This window comes from Microbulbifer jejuensis, from assembly GCF_047289955.1.
Taxonomy (GTDB): Bacteria; Pseudomonadota; Gammaproteobacteria; order Pseudomonadales; family Cellvibrionaceae; genus Microbulbifer.
In genome coordinates this window covers 1-13,408 of record NZ_JBLBUB010000024.1, presented here as the reverse complement: position 1 = coordinate 13,408, position 13,408 = coordinate 1, and the positions used below count along the sequence as shown (strand labels likewise).

Annotated in this window: 17 protein-coding genes and 1 pseudogene; 5 read left to right on the top strand and 13 right to left on the bottom strand. The window is 44.9% G+C overall.

Annotated features, from left to right (window positions below):
- Window positions 1-77 precede the first annotated feature (77 nt).
- On the top strand, window positions 78-263 hold the full coding sequence (locus ACL7TT_RS15185) for a transposase domain-containing protein (RefSeq protein ID WP_413396660.1): 186 nt from the start codon (window positions 78-80) through the stop codon (window positions 261-263).
- 92 nt (window positions 264-355) lie between these two features.
- Here the strand turns inward: ACL7TT_RS15185 and ACL7TT_RS15180 are convergent, their stop codons facing one another.
- From ACL7TT_RS15180 to ACL7TT_RS15145, 8 genes are all read right to left on the bottom strand, one after another.
- Window positions 356-2,602 (bottom strand): xanthine dehydrogenase family protein molybdopterin-binding subunit, encoded by a 2,247-nt coding sequence (locus tag ACL7TT_RS15180; RefSeq protein WP_413396658.1) that lies wholly within the window; start codon window positions 2,600-2,602, stop codon window positions 356-358.
- Complete coding sequence (locus ACL7TT_RS15175; protein ID WP_413396656.1) at window positions 2,599-3,063, bottom strand: (2Fe-2S)-binding protein; 465 nt, start codon at window positions 3,061-3,063, stop codon at window positions 2,599-2,601. The genes ACL7TT_RS15180 and ACL7TT_RS15175 overlap by 4 nt, the downstream gene beginning before the upstream one ends.
- A 150-nt stretch (window positions 3,064-3,213) precedes the next feature.
- Window positions 3,214-3,930 carry a nucleotidyltransferase family protein gene (locus ACL7TT_RS15170; RefSeq protein ID WP_413396654.1) on the bottom strand — a complete coding sequence of 239 codons (717 nt, stop codon included), beginning with the start codon at window positions 3,928-3,930 and terminating at the stop codon, window positions 3,214-3,216.
- Window positions 3,927-4,958: an XdhC family protein gene (locus ACL7TT_RS15165; protein WP_413396652.1), complete on the bottom strand. Its 1,032-nt coding sequence runs from the start codon at window positions 4,956-4,958 to the stop codon at window positions 3,927-3,929. Before ACL7TT_RS15165 ends, ACL7TT_RS15170 begins: the two co-directional genes overlap by 4 nt.
- 453 nt (window positions 4,959-5,411) lie before the next feature.
- Window positions 5,412-5,657, bottom strand: a complete 246-nt coding sequence (locus ACL7TT_RS15160) for a hypothetical protein (protein WP_413396650.1) — start codon at window positions 5,655-5,657, stop codon at window positions 5,412-5,414.
- Window positions 5,658-5,909: 252 nt separating this feature from the next.
- On the bottom strand, window positions 5,910-6,428 hold the full coding sequence (locus ACL7TT_RS15155) for a GrpB family protein (protein WP_413396648.1): 519 nt from the start codon (window positions 6,426-6,428) through the stop codon (window positions 5,910-5,912).
- Window positions 6,429-6,519: 91 nt separating this feature from the next.
- Window positions 6,520-6,927 (bottom strand): GFA family protein, encoded by a 408-nt coding sequence (locus ACL7TT_RS15150; protein ID WP_413396646.1) that lies wholly within the window; start codon window positions 6,925-6,927, stop codon window positions 6,520-6,522.
- 184 nt (window positions 6,928-7,111) lie between these two features.
- Window positions 7,112-7,369: a hypothetical protein gene (locus ACL7TT_RS15145; RefSeq protein ID WP_413396644.1), complete on the bottom strand. Its 258-nt coding sequence runs from the start codon at window positions 7,367-7,369 to the stop codon at window positions 7,112-7,114.
- Between the two features lie 973 nt (window positions 7,370-8,342).
- Between ACL7TT_RS15145 and ACL7TT_RS15140 the strand changes: the two genes are divergently transcribed.
- The 4 genes from ACL7TT_RS15140 to ACL7TT_RS15125 all read left to right on the top strand — a co-directional run bounded on the left by ACL7TT_RS15140 (window position 8,343) and on the right by ACL7TT_RS15125 (window position 10,161).
- Window positions 8,343-9,113: a tyrosine-type recombinase/integrase gene (locus tag ACL7TT_RS15140; RefSeq protein ID WP_413396642.1), complete on the top strand. Its 771-nt coding sequence runs from the start codon at window positions 8,343-8,345 to the stop codon at window positions 9,111-9,113.
- A gap of 128 nt (window positions 9,114-9,241) precedes the next feature.
- On the top strand, window positions 9,242-9,373 hold the full coding sequence (locus tag ACL7TT_RS15135) for a hypothetical protein (RefSeq protein ID WP_413396640.1): 132 nt from the start codon (window positions 9,242-9,244) through the stop codon (window positions 9,371-9,373).
- A complete protein-coding gene (locus tag ACL7TT_RS15130; protein WP_413396638.1) occupies window positions 9,370-9,471 on the top strand; it encodes a transposase zinc-binding domain-containing protein in 102 nt (33 codons plus the stop codon). The genes ACL7TT_RS15135 and ACL7TT_RS15130 overlap by 4 nt, the downstream gene beginning before the upstream one ends.
- Window positions 9,472-9,483: 12 nt before the next feature.
- Entirely contained in the window at window positions 9,484-10,161 is a 678-nt protein-coding gene (locus ACL7TT_RS15125; protein ID WP_413396636.1) for an IS91 family transposase, read from the top strand.
- A gap of 410 nt (window positions 10,162-10,571) precedes the next feature.
- On the opposite strand, the gene ACL7TT_RS15120 is transcribed toward ACL7TT_RS15125, so the two are convergent.
- The 5 genes and pseudogenes from ACL7TT_RS15120 to ACL7TT_RS15100 form a co-directional block, all read right to left on the bottom strand.
- Entirely contained in the window at window positions 10,572-11,075 is a 504-nt protein-coding gene (locus tag ACL7TT_RS15120; RefSeq protein WP_413396634.1) for a hypothetical protein, read from the bottom strand.
- Entirely contained in the window at window positions 11,065-11,316 is a 252-nt protein-coding gene (locus ACL7TT_RS15115; protein WP_413396632.1) for a hypothetical protein, read from the bottom strand. The genes ACL7TT_RS15120 and ACL7TT_RS15115 overlap by 11 nt, the downstream gene beginning before the upstream one ends.
- Window positions 11,317-11,964: 648 nt before the next feature.
- Window positions 11,965-12,273 carry a hypothetical protein gene (locus ACL7TT_RS15110; protein ID WP_413396630.1) on the bottom strand — a complete coding sequence of 103 codons (309 nt, stop codon included), beginning with the start codon at window positions 12,271-12,273 and terminating at the stop codon, window positions 11,965-11,967.
- 482 nt (window positions 12,274-12,755) lie between these two features.
- The gene (locus ACL7TT_RS15105; protein WP_413396628.1) at window positions 12,756-13,079 is read right to left on the bottom strand and encodes a D-Ala-D-Ala carboxypeptidase family metallohydrolase; all 324 of its coding nucleotides are present in this window, start codon (window positions 13,077-13,079) and stop codon (window positions 12,756-12,758) included.
- A gap of 163 nt (window positions 13,080-13,242) precedes the next feature.
- A pseudogene (locus ACL7TT_RS15100) lies at window positions 13,243-13,408 on the bottom strand (IS256 family transposase); the annotation flags it as partial.

Below are 13,408 nucleotides of genomic sequence, written 5' to 3'. Positions count from 1 at the left end.
CCCTGCGGCTGGACCTCCTTACGCTGCTCTCCAGTCGGTTCATTCACTAAACGTTATGCCGAAAAGAGTCTATTTTTATGCCTGAACCCGATCCAGTGCAAATCAACACCAATGGGCTTGAGCCCTACGATTACCTGCGCCGAGTTTACACCGACTTACCGCGAGCGCAGACCGTCGGGGAAATTGAAGCCCTGTTGCCATGGAATCTTCAGAGCGCAACGGAAGCAGACCTGCCGAATGAACCAAAGGGCGAGGTTACTTGATCGCTTACTGTATTATCAGCAAGCCGAGTCTGCCCAAGCGGCATGACTCAAATCAAATTGCCTCCGGCAAACTCAGGGTGATTCAGTGGCGCTTATACATTCAAGACACTATTAACTGGCAAGTCTCTAATTCTCATACCTGTAGCAGCAAATATAGCATTGGTTAACGCTGGCGCTACAGGCGGAACTCCCGGCTCCCCCACTCCCGCAGGAGGAGCATCAGAAGCCACAATGGTCACTTCAATGTCAGGACACTGATTGATACGCAACAAAGGGTAGTTATGAAAATTAGACTGTTGAACTCGCCCCGCTTCAAAGCTGATCTCGCCCATCATTGCCAGACTAAGGCCAAATACAACAGCGCCTTCGGTTTGTGAGATAACTCGATCAGGGTTAACCACCAACCCAGCATCAATTGCCGCAATTGATTTGATCACCTTTAGGTTTTTGCTTCGATCGACTTCGACCAAAATAGCAACTGCTACATAACTGGTAAAGCTTCGATGTACTGCAAAGCCCCAGCCTTGTCCTTTTTGAAGTGACGTTTGCTGTTTCATTGCCAGCTCCACAATATCAATGACCTTATGGTAGCGGCCAACATCCATAGGATGACGAGACAGTTCTTCACCATAGTTATCGTATTCAAAGCCTTGGTCAGCAAAGTCGACCAGCCGGGGCTTACCTAACATCTGTTTCCACATCTGTGGTGATGTCATATTAGCGTGGTGAGCTAGCTCATCAACAAAGCTGCCTATACCGAAAGCGTGTTGAATATTGCACACAGAGCGGAGCCAACCTATGCGGGTATATGCTTCAGCCTTAACGGATTCACAGCGATAGCTTTTGAGCGCAAAAGGAATATCAACAAAGCCAAGGTCTAACTCTCCGGCAGACGGGTACGCAACGCTCTCTGCAAATGTTGAGCTAATTGATGGGAAACCAGTACGCTGTAACATTGCCTCGGGAAAATTGTCATTATTAACTTTAGCTTGATAAAACTGTGCGCTTATCGCATGAAGATAGCCATTTTGGATATCATCTTCTCTACTCCAACTTACCTTTATAGGCCGATTAAGTTGTTGGGATAACAGTGCTGCTTCTACACTGAAATCCGGTTTAGCTTTTCGACCAAAGCCACCCCCCAATAAGGTTACGTTGACTCTAACTTGCTCTTCTTTTATTCCTAAATTTTTAGCCACATTCTGCTGAGTACTTTGCGGTGTTTGAGTCGAGGCCCACAGTTCACAGCCATGTTCAGTCACCATTGCAGTTGCCACGGGTGGCTCCATTGGAGCATGGGCTAAATAAGGGACAGTATATTGTGATTGAATTTTCGAACTAGTGGACCAATCTGAAATTTCAGGGCCCTGCTGCCGTACAAGTTTACCTGGTTGGGTTATTCGTTTAGATAGCGTTTCCAAATAATTCTCAGAGTCATGGGTATCGTTCGGTGAGATAGTCCAATCAATCACTAGTGCTTTTCTTCCTTGTAAAGCACTCCAGCTATTTGTAGCAATTACCGCAACCCCGCCCAAAGCTTGAAAAGCAGGTGCGCCTTTAGGAACCGGTAAGCGAATAACATCAACGACTCCAGCAACCTTTCGTGCCTGACTATCATCTAATCTAGCGACATCACTACCCAATACTGGAGGGCGGGTAATACTAGCGTAAAGCATTCCATCAAGTTGAACGTCATAGCCATATTTAGCTTTGCCCGACAACATATCGTCCATATCAACGATCGTGCGTGACTGGCCAATATGTTTAAATTCACTATTCTTTTTTAACTTAACACTCTCTTTATCCGGTAAGGCTAACTTCGATGCCGCTAAGGCTAACTCACCATAGCTCAATTTACGTTGACTTTTGTCGTGATGAACATAATGGCTTTTCGCCTTAACCTCTGAAACAGGAACTTCCCAGCGATTAGCGGCTGCCTGCTCAAGCATGGTTCGCGCTATTGCGCCCATCTGACGCATCTGGTAGTAATATTTACGAATACTGCGGGAGCCATCAGTATTTTGGCTACCATAGCGTTTATCTGCCATGCCTTGCACCACCACAACATGTTGCCACTCAGCCTCTAACTCATCTGCTAAAATTTGAGGAATACCCGTCCTAATACCCTGTCCCATTTCTGAGCGGTGGCAGGTTAAATAAACCTTATTATCCTCACCAACCGCAATGAACAAATTGAGCTTACCGGATTTTTCTTGTGCCAGTGCCATAGGAGTCCAGCTCAAGCCGCTGGCTCCAAGCACTAAACCTCCACCTGTTACTCCAAATAGCTTAAGTACATCACGACGGCTAAAGTTTTGCACTGCTGTAAATATACTCATTTCTCAGTTCTCTTTTTAGCCACACTTTGGATTGCAGCTTTGATTCTGGTATAGGTACCACAGCGGCAGATATTGCCAGACATAGCAGTCTCAATATCAGCGTCAGTGGGAGTAGCATTACTCGCAAGCAACGCCGCAGCAGACATCAATTGGCCCGACTGGCAATATCCACATTGCGGCACATTATGGGTATTCCAAGCTTCTTTTAACCCCTCAAACTCAAGAGCTTCAATTGTAGTCACATGCTTACCTTGGGCCTGTGCAACACTGGTTAAGCAAGCTCTTGCTGGTTTGCCGTCAATATGTACCGTGCAAGCGCCACAAAGCCCAGCACCGCAACCATATTTAGTGCCTGTCATACCTAACATGTCGCGTATTACCCATAAAATTGGCATATTCGGATCAGTATCAAGAGTAAAAATCTTACCATTTAACATTAATGTTAGTTTCTCACTTGCCATTACTCTCTCCTTTCCTTTGGTACTAATAACATCAGCGACAGCTTAAGGTTGATAACACGGTTATATTTTTATTTATTTGTTGCCATGTAACGAAAAATTATTATCCAGTCTAAAACACACTCAAATCCAATAACGCTCCGGTAGCTAATATCAATAATCTCTGGTTACTTTTATCTGTTGTTGCCACTTTTCTAAATCTGTTTTGCTATCAATATCAGCTGTAACGAATTTAATATCGATCACGTTTATTTTTTGTGATTTCTCTTTTTCAATCAATAACTTTTTGGCGCCTTTATCTCCACTAAGACTCAAAAGTAACTTAAAGTCTTCAGAATTAAAAATCGCTGGCGTACCAAAACTGTTTTTGTATTGGGCACAACTGGTTTGTCCGTTGGCAAACCAAGTAGTGGTTAACCTGTAAAGATCATTTAGAGTAACACCGATATGATCAGCGAGTGTGATGAGTAAACCATCGGCTTGTATCGACTGAGCCTTAGCTACGGCCACTTTTATCGAACTGGATATGCCCTGTTGCCACTGTTGATTTTTGATAACCTTGACCTCATCAGGCAGTAGTGCTGTGATAACCTGGCTGTGTTCACCCAGGACGACCATCACTTGATAGTTTATTTTCGTCGGTGCTTTAGCTATTAAGCATTGCACTTTATCTAACGAATGCAGTATTAATGGTTGGCGCTTTACTTTTCCTGAGGCATCAAAAACATCAATATCGGCTGCCAACTTACACCCTTCGAACCGCTGGCTTGCCCCACCAGCTAATACTGCCACCAATACAGTTTTAGCTGATGCTGACTTCGCCTTGCTATTCACTAAGTCTGTTGGAGTGTTATCCAGTTCGTCGGTCAAAGCATCACCTTTTCTAAGGCAAACTGGCTGGCGTTATGCAGTACGCCATGACACTGTGCCAAAATACTTAAAGCCACGGATTCGGGCAGCTCGCCACCCAGCGCCAACCCGGCTGGTGCTGCAAGTACTCCATGAAAATCAGCTTCCGTCAGTTGAACCCTTTCAAGTACTTTATCGCGTCTATGAGGTGGGCCCAGCAAGGCAATGTAGTTGATTGGAACCTGGCTAAGACGTTTTAAGGCGGCACTGTCTAACTCTAGGTTGTGTTGCATCACGATTGCCGCGTCAAAACGGCATAATACCGAATCAGGCAGATTAGTACTTGACTGCTTTATAATCCTGGCATTAGGAAAGTCATAGCTTCTGGCATAACTGGTCCGCTCATCAATAACCGTAACTTTCCAGCCTAACTGGCTCGCAATATTGGCCACTGGCTGTGCATCCAAACCACCACCAAATATAGCGATATGAAATCGTGGACGGCATGGAATGATAAGATACTGTTGTGTGGTGTGTTCTCTTTTGGCTCGGGTAAGCATTACCGCTTTTTGAAAGTCGTGCAGTGGATAATCAGCGTCTGTAACATGCACCACGGCAGCACTCATTTTATCCGCTGCCGTGCCCGCTTTAGTCATGGCTAATTCATAAAAAACAGGGTCACCTGCATTGAGTTTCTCTGTCAATAAATGTAATTGCAGGTAATGATTACTTTGCGTTAATGGAAACAACATCAGTTCGACAATTCCGCCACAACCTAACTGGTAGCTGGCATCAGATTCATCTCTAGCGTCATATTTTACTTTTACCACTACATTGTATTGAATGGCTCTCTGAGCATGCCGTTTAAGATCCTCCTCTAGACAGCCTCCACTCACCATGCCAATGGCCTTTCCCAATGGGTGGAATAGCATCATAGCACCGGCTTTACGATAAGCTGAACCTTGTACTTTAGTCACAACCGCCAATACCCAGCCGTCTTTGGGTGCGGCCTGCCATTCACTTAAAAGATCTTCAATATGATGCGACATAAATCCTTACTATAAAATTTGGCAGAGCCCGCCATGGCGCCATGAAACTTGGAGGAAACAACACCCATGCTGGATACATCGACCCTATATTTCACCAGCCCTCTTAGAAGCGGAAAATCCCCTCTATTGACAATTAACTCCTTGGCTATTTTTACATCCTTTTAACATTCATAATCATTTTTTGGCAAGTTCTGTTATCAATAATCTTTAGCTGAGCGCCGCCTCAGTGCTCGCTTACTGTTACCCATTGCAGATGATCTCTTGTTACCTGGTGCAAGACAACTTTGCTTCGCTCGGAAGTGATAGGCATACGGATTACTATCCGGAAAAAAGAGAATAGTACTTTTAGTATGCTCAAACTACCTGCCTCAAAAAATTTAACACCATAACATTTGGTGAGCGTTAACGAGCCTAGATTTTTTATGTGGGCATTTTTTAATATGCTTATTGTATTTATTTATATTCAATATTAACGGCATCGTTCAGCTCACCCTCACCACAATTTGAAAGACAAATTTCAAATAGGTTTTTTTGAGCTAAATTATTAAGCTTGATATTGGCTCTTTCGCTTGCTACAGCAATATTTAACCATTTGTTTATTAGTGGCATATTGTTACCAGAATCACCTTTTATTCCGCCATTCTCCAAGTAGGTGCAAACTCTAAATCCAGTATCATAACCTATTGCCACATCTTTCATTTGGACATGGCCTATTAATCTTGAGTAATGATCATTCAGCCAAAAGTCTGCAACCAATGTATTCCAATCACCACCATATACTAAGGCTAATTCAGTGATTTTTTATCAATCCACATGGATAAACCCGCAACATGATTTTTCTTTATATCAGCTTGAGGGTAATCCACATCCGATAGATCCCAGTTCACATTCCACCTCTGATCATAAATATAATGACGAAAGCAGAGGCGCAGATTTCTATTTCCAGCGCCCCTACTTGTTAAGTGCATGCCACTCAATTGCTTGTTTCTCGTGGTATTGTATAAATTTATTTTTTCCGTTGCAGTACTTATCATTGTCATGATTGCAGCTATGTGCAACACTTTTTTTAAGAATTGCGTATTCTTGTGCTATTATATTATCCTGTTGCAGATAATCCCGAAATGCGATATGCCTCCTAGAATTCTCGCTGCTCCTTAAAAACGCATGCATGTGATGACTACGAAAATCACCACCCTTTTCGAAGTATCTACGCTCAGCAATTTCGTTTTCGCCTTTGGCAGTATATCCTATCTTTGCAAGAGCGTCATTGAAGGAATCTAACTCATCTAGATCATCAACTTCAACAAGAATATCAATTATGGGTTTTGCAGATAAACCAGTCACAGATGTGCTACCTATATGATGAACTTCTGGAGACAAAGAACCAATTGTGTCAAGAATAAGCTCTTTCTCCCTGTCAAATTCACTAGGCCATGATGCTTGATATTCAACAACTTCGATAACTCTCATATTGCTCCACGACACTTAACGCTGTCAGCAGGGTGGAAAACCCAGAAGGAACAACGATTTTTTGCTCCCTCTGGCTGGCCTTATTGAAAAATTAATCCGAAAACCCACTGAAACTCTCCGCCTGCAGTCCTGATTTCAGCCAACAGGCTTCTTCAGAAATGAAAATATTTGCCTGTGGCTGTATACCGAGATACTCATTTAAGGAACCGGCGGGTACAATCAATGATGTTCTGTTTTTATTCATAAACGGCACCGCAGAGCCGCACTCTTTACAAAATGCCTTTGAGAATTCTCTTGAAGGGTGTTTGTAATTTGTAATATTGACTTGACCGCAAATCCACTCGATATTGCCTGGGGCAGTGAATAAGTTAGAAGCAAAAGCAGAACCGGTTAATTTTTGACATTGCTTACAATGACACTGATAAAAAGCCTTGAAGCTGTCTACTACGGAGAATTTTACACTGCCGCATAAACACTCCCCCGTTAATTGCTTGCTCATACTTCCATACTCTCTTGATTTTTAACGTATTGCTTTGGGGCAGATGTAGCAATGTGCAGGTTGCGCCTGCCGCGATAGCGGCGACGCTTTGAGTGTTTTTTGCTTAGAATGGCAACAACAGCAACCACGCAAAAAGTCCACAAATTAAGTTGTTGGATACAACATTTGATTATGTACACTCAAGTTAGCTTCCAATCAATAATAGCGGAAGTGCAAATACACTCATATGTATTACTTTAGGATACCTGAAGCCGATAAGGCCTAAGACTGCACTAACCAATATTCCACCCAGATACGTAACCAGCCCCAAGGTCTGAAATATCTCTAAATAGTAAATACCTAAATATCCAATAAGTAAAAATAAGAAAAATGTTACAACTGACGTAACCCACTTTTCTCTCAAACTATATTCATTGTTTTTCTTTTTTAATACTTTAAACATCCATATTTCTCTTTGTATATTGAACACCACGTTAAGCGGTATTAACAGTTTGATAATTTTTGTGTTATAAACGCAGCACATCATAAAAGGAGCACAGATTTTGATGTCGGTTGCAACTTGTTGTTTACTGCCACTCAATTCATGAGAATTTTATCGTTACCATTTCACAACTTCTACCGCCTGTCAAACCAAAGATGAGACTGATAGAACACACTAAATTTTGCCACACTAACGTGGGATAAGCGCTACTGTTCTTGGAATATTTTTAGTTTGAATGCTGCATATGTAATCATAACAACGATACCCAAAAAAAATAATGATATGACAATAAGATTAAAAATAGGCATGCCAATAGTTTGGGCTATAAATCCCCATACAACCAAAACCATTCCACAAATTATACCCAGCATGTACTTATACATATTCACTGCCCCTAAGTTTTATTATCTAGAAAATAGAACATTGTTCATTTCACACTATATTTCGGTAGGGGCCACGCGAGATGCAAGCGTCGCTTTTGTTCCCTTTATTATAGCTAAACACTTTGAAAATACCTTGCACTTTAAATCTGTGAAATAACCTTTTCGATATTTTTTTGACTTCGGGCGCAACAATTAGTCCACCCGTGATGAACCCTGGTTTCCCCTCAGACAACTCTCTTGCAATTTCTTGCGCTAGCCTAACAGGATCATAAAATGACAGTTCGTGCTCGACACCATCTTCCGTATGAACAATATCATCGGATAGCCGGTCCTTTGCAGGCCTTTCCAAGAGATTTCTTCTATTCCAATCTATTGGATACACTACTTTCATGTAAATATAATACCGATTAAGACAAGGGCGCGCTATAAGCACATCCTTGCTGTCGGTCCCTGTTGAACGAAGCCGCTACGCGGCAAAGATAACCCCGCTGAAATAAAGATAATTCTCCTACGTGCTCACATCCGAGCACGATAACTAGAGGAGTATCTTTATGAACAAAGCACCGCAGAAACGATACGATTCACTGTACCGAAAACATCTTAGCGCACTCAAGCGTCAGGGCAAAGCCGAATCGAGCATTGACCTTTACAGCCGTGCCATACGACGCGTCTGTGAATATTTTGACAGCCCGCCCGATACCCTCAATCAAGAGCAGCCTGAGGGCTATTTCGAGTCTCTCATCAGCACCCACTCCTGGTCAACGATAAAGGTAGATCCTAATGGCCTGCAGTTCTTTTACAAGCACGTGCTTAAGCGCCATTGGCAGTGGCTGGATATTGTCAAACCATCTCAAGAAAGACACCTCCCCGATGCGCTGGCTCTCAAAGGGCTGGAGCGGTTGATCAACAGTACCCGCGAACGGCGCTACCAGACCTTCATTCTCACCTGCTTCAGAATGGGTTTGCGCTTAGGCGAAACCCTTGGCATTCGTATGGCCGATATCGACAGCGAACGCGGCCTTCTATATGTGCACCAGGCGAAGGGCAAGAAGGACCGCTTCGCCCTCCTGCCCAAGCTGACACTGCAGGCGCTGCGCGCATACTGGGCAACCCATCGAAATCCCACCTTGCCCTTTCCTCGCGGACACACCCCCGAGGAGCAGTGCCTGGCCCGTACGCCAATGGATCGTGGCGATACTGAAGTCTTTCAAAGCCATTGTCAGCAACGTTGGCATTCACAAAGCGATTACCATCCACACTTTGCCTCACTGTTACGGCACACTCCTGACCGACATGGGCGTCAGCCTACGGGCGATTCATGAGCAGATGTGACACGAGTGTCCCAAGACCACTGCACTGTGCACCCAGCTAACCACCTACGCCCAGAAGAATACGATTCGGCGCATCAATGGCCTACTGGCCAAACTGCGTGTGGTATGGGGAGCGTAACATGACACTGCAAACGATTGTTCAACGCTACCGCCACCGTTTTGTCGAACAATTCGGCAACTCCCTCAGCCGCGGCCAGTGGTCCGCCCTCAACACCATCGAGCGCGCCGCCAAGGGTCTTGCGGTGAGATGATATGGGCCTGCCAGCGTTGCGCTCATAACGCCCACACACCCCGTTCCTGCGGGCATCGCGTCTGCAATCTCTGCCAAAATCAGGACACACAGATCTGACTGCAACGCCAGGTGCAAAAACGTTTACCGGTGAACTACTACCTGATCACCTTTACGCTGCCCAGGGAGCTGCAAAATGTCATCCGACAACACCAGAACACTTGCTACGATTTGCTAATACGTTGTGCCGCGCAAACCCTCAAAACTTTTACCAAAAACGATAGCGCCCTGGGTGGAGAGCTGCGCTTCTGCGTTGCCCTACATACGCATACCCGTCGTCTGGACTACCACCCGCACATACACATGCACATGCACATGCACATGCACATGCACATGCACATGCACATTGTGCTACCCGGTGCGGCAATTAGTAAAGCTCGCCGGCAGTGGTGCGAAGTCCGTGGGCGCTGCCTGTTCGACGGTTGCGCTTTGGCCAAAGTCTTCCGTGGCATCTTCCTCAAGGCGCCTTCTCAGGCCAGGATTGCACCCAGCAGAACGCCAGCGAAATGGATAGCACACTGTAAACGGGTCGGCAAAGGCGCCCAAGCGCTGCACTACCTCGCGCGCTATCTGTATCGTGGCGTGGTTAGTAATACCAATATTTTGTCCGATGACAGTTCCAACGTGCACTTTCGCTACCGCGATACCAAAGCCGATCAATGGAAAACCTGTACAGTAACCGGCGAGCAGTTTATCAGACTGATCCTGCAACACTGTTTGCCAAAGAGCTTTCGCCGTGCGCGAGGCTAGGGGTACTTACATGGCAACGCGAAAGTCGTTATGCGTATTCTGCAGTGGGTGCTGAATGTACAAAGGTCGGCGCCACCGAAGAAGAAATCCGCGAGGTTGCCTTGCCCTTCACTGCCGCAGCCCTATGCGGGTGACTGATATTTACCCTCCAAAACCCAAGCCTGGATAAAAACAGTTAGAGCACGGACGCCACCACCGCGAGGATTAATGAACCTTATGTAAAGGAGCGAATGCACTATGTGACAACGATTTTTTTATCGCCTACCGGGCGAGAGCTTTGCTCGTCTGTGGAAAAGGTCAGCGGTTAATGCTGGCCCTCCAAAACCCATTCCCTTTCGACTTATTTACATAAATAGAGCTGGCAGGGTTTATTCAACAACCAGATAGGTTGTGGCAAGCGCAATATATCCTTATTTGTTAGATTTTTTCGGCATGGGCTCAGGGTTTGATGTGACAGAGTAAACGACAGAACTAATTTTCCAGCCATTTCCGGTTTTCAGCAAGTGCCATGCTTCATCACCCCAGTTACTTTTATAATCACCAACATGGAAACTATATTTAAAATGTACTGAAGCAATCTCGCTATCGGTTAGTATTTCAATATCCCAGAATTTCTCTTCTACTTTTTCTTCTGCTGAGACGATCCATGAAATAAATTGTACGTAAGACCCAGGTCTAACACCTGATTGGCTAGGTAGTGATCCAGTTCTCTTGTCTGCAACAACGCTGATCCAAGGGATAGATTTATCATAGAAAAGGTCATGGAACTTTTCTTCGTCCTTTTCAATTATTGAAAAGCGAAAAGCTTTAATCAGATCTGAGATTTCCTGTCTAGTTTTTTTCTCATCTGCATTTGCAACTGCGACAGAAGATAGCGCCATAGCAAGGACAGCTATTATTATTCTAACTTTCATACTTTTTCCATTTTTTGGTGACAATGAAATCATTGTGGTAGAACGCCCCATGACTGAGGCGCCCCACGCAGATCCGGACCTGCGGAACTACCGCATCCGGCTCCTCAGCTATATTATTTACCGCGCAGCTAAACCCTTTCCCAAAGCTCATCATTCCATCCATCTTCGCCCTTTCACCCAATGAATATAATTCATCAGCCCCAGATTTTGCCGTATGTAATGCCTGCACTTTTGTTTTCATACAATATCCAGCCTTACATGTCCGGTGTATGTGTCAACTACAGACTCAATATAACTGCCAACCCCTTCGCCTTGTAGACGGCTTTCCCGCCCTCTGACTACTATGAGTTGGTCCGACGTCCAAGGCACCATCGTTCATTTCGCCTTTCAAGCTATACAGCCCAACCCATTCCTTTGGGAGTTACTTTGAGTCTCACAAGTTCTCATTACATCTCTGTATGCATGCCGTGGCTTAAGAACTCCGCTAGGTCTCCACAATCTTGCCATTCAGATAGCGAGAAACTCTCCCTTCTGAGTCGATTGCTTTGCATCGGCTTAGATGGCGTTACAAACCTCGCCAACTAGAATTTGCATTTCGAAGCGATAACAGCACTTCAGGAGCACGCGCTCCCTATGGCCTACATACTTCTCTGTCTACGCTTCAGCTTGATTATTCGCTCGCGCTTCCTGCCTCTCAAATATTCCTAATTTAAAGTTCTGCACAACGCGCAAGATTCGATACTGGTGAGTGGCTAACTCTTACCAGGCAAGGGCTTTCACCCTGCAAGATGCAACAAGCTTCGCTAAACAGCAGCCGGAACAAAGTGTAGGCTGTCCGGTCGAGGGCACTTTTTTCCACCCGGAATGTATTTCAGCAACTTGCCAGAGTTTATGATAGCAACATTGCAACTGGATAAAATAAAACAAGCCAAATACAACAACAAAATACCGCACCAATGATGGCGATAAACCGGACTAAAATATCGTTACCTGATGTAATTTTATAATGACGTAGAATCAACATGAAAGTAGAAACAGAAAATACTAAACTCACGGCCATATAAGCCAGAGCAAACGACTGCATTATAGCTATTTGATTGATCAAGCTTGAGATAACGATGAAAATCCCAAGTAGCAGTGTACTCGCCATTGACCACTTGGCAACTTTCTTAAGACTAACGAACTGCTTCTTTGCCATAAGAAACTCTAACATTAAAACACTGGTTACCATGATCAGTATTTCTGAACAAATTTCTTGCCAACTTCTCAAAAATGCGCTGCAAATCAATTAGATATGGAAATTTGGCACTATCGTCACATGTGGGAAAATGATCACCCTGACCAGTATCCCAATAAACACCAAACAATGTAACTTCATGTATTTATTAGTTTTTTGCAGAAATAAGCCCCCCTCCCAAAATAACAGTCACAGTGATCGAAATTCACCCTCCCATTTGGTCACATTATCTATGAAATTACCCCCTACAAAGCTGCTCACCATGGTGCACGGGGTGCGACAGTGATCTCACCGCAATCTCAGCACTCAGCCAGACGGCAGGCCATATCATGAAGCTCAAGTTCACCACACTCCATGAGCTCCACCGTATAGCGGCCCAGCTTCAGCATGAATGCCAGTGCGTACTCCCGTGCGGTGATGTGCCCCTCTAAAAACAAATTTATTTAAGTAATGATAATCAGCAACAGAAAGCGCCTGCTATGGGCCTCGGGGCAGTTGCCCAGAGCGCTCCGATCCGCCGCACTGTGACAGCGGCAGGCGTACCCCTGGATTACCAATACATCAATAGCCTGTCCGGTAGTCTGTGTCATCGTGGAACCGATACTGACGCAGTGTGTCGCGCAGCGATAACCGGAGTTGATAATCATCAGCTTGTTGAACCGCTCTTCAACTCTGATCAACCGACGTAACGTGTCATCCGAGAAGGGGATTTTCCCGCAATAGCGGCAGTACAACCCCGATTCGGTGAAGTAGTTGTTATCGAACATTGGTTAACCAGATAAGAAAAAGCCCGCGCTGGGCGGGCTAGGCACTATTTCGTCTATATTATTGACTGCGGCTAAATCAACTTGAAAGCGGTCTCCGACCTGGAGAAGACTATGGATGACTTCACCCGGAGTTATTGCCAATTCTGGTGTTCGGCAGGCATGATCAAGCAGCGCTCTGATCTACTGTTGGCACCTCTTCTCCATCTTTGAATTTCACTCCGGTGATGACCTTCGCGAGGTAGTCAAAGCCTCGGAGTTTTCTCCACTTTCCTTCTGCACACATTCCCAATTTGAACAGCATGTGCAACATTCCGTCTCTCGATAGGCAC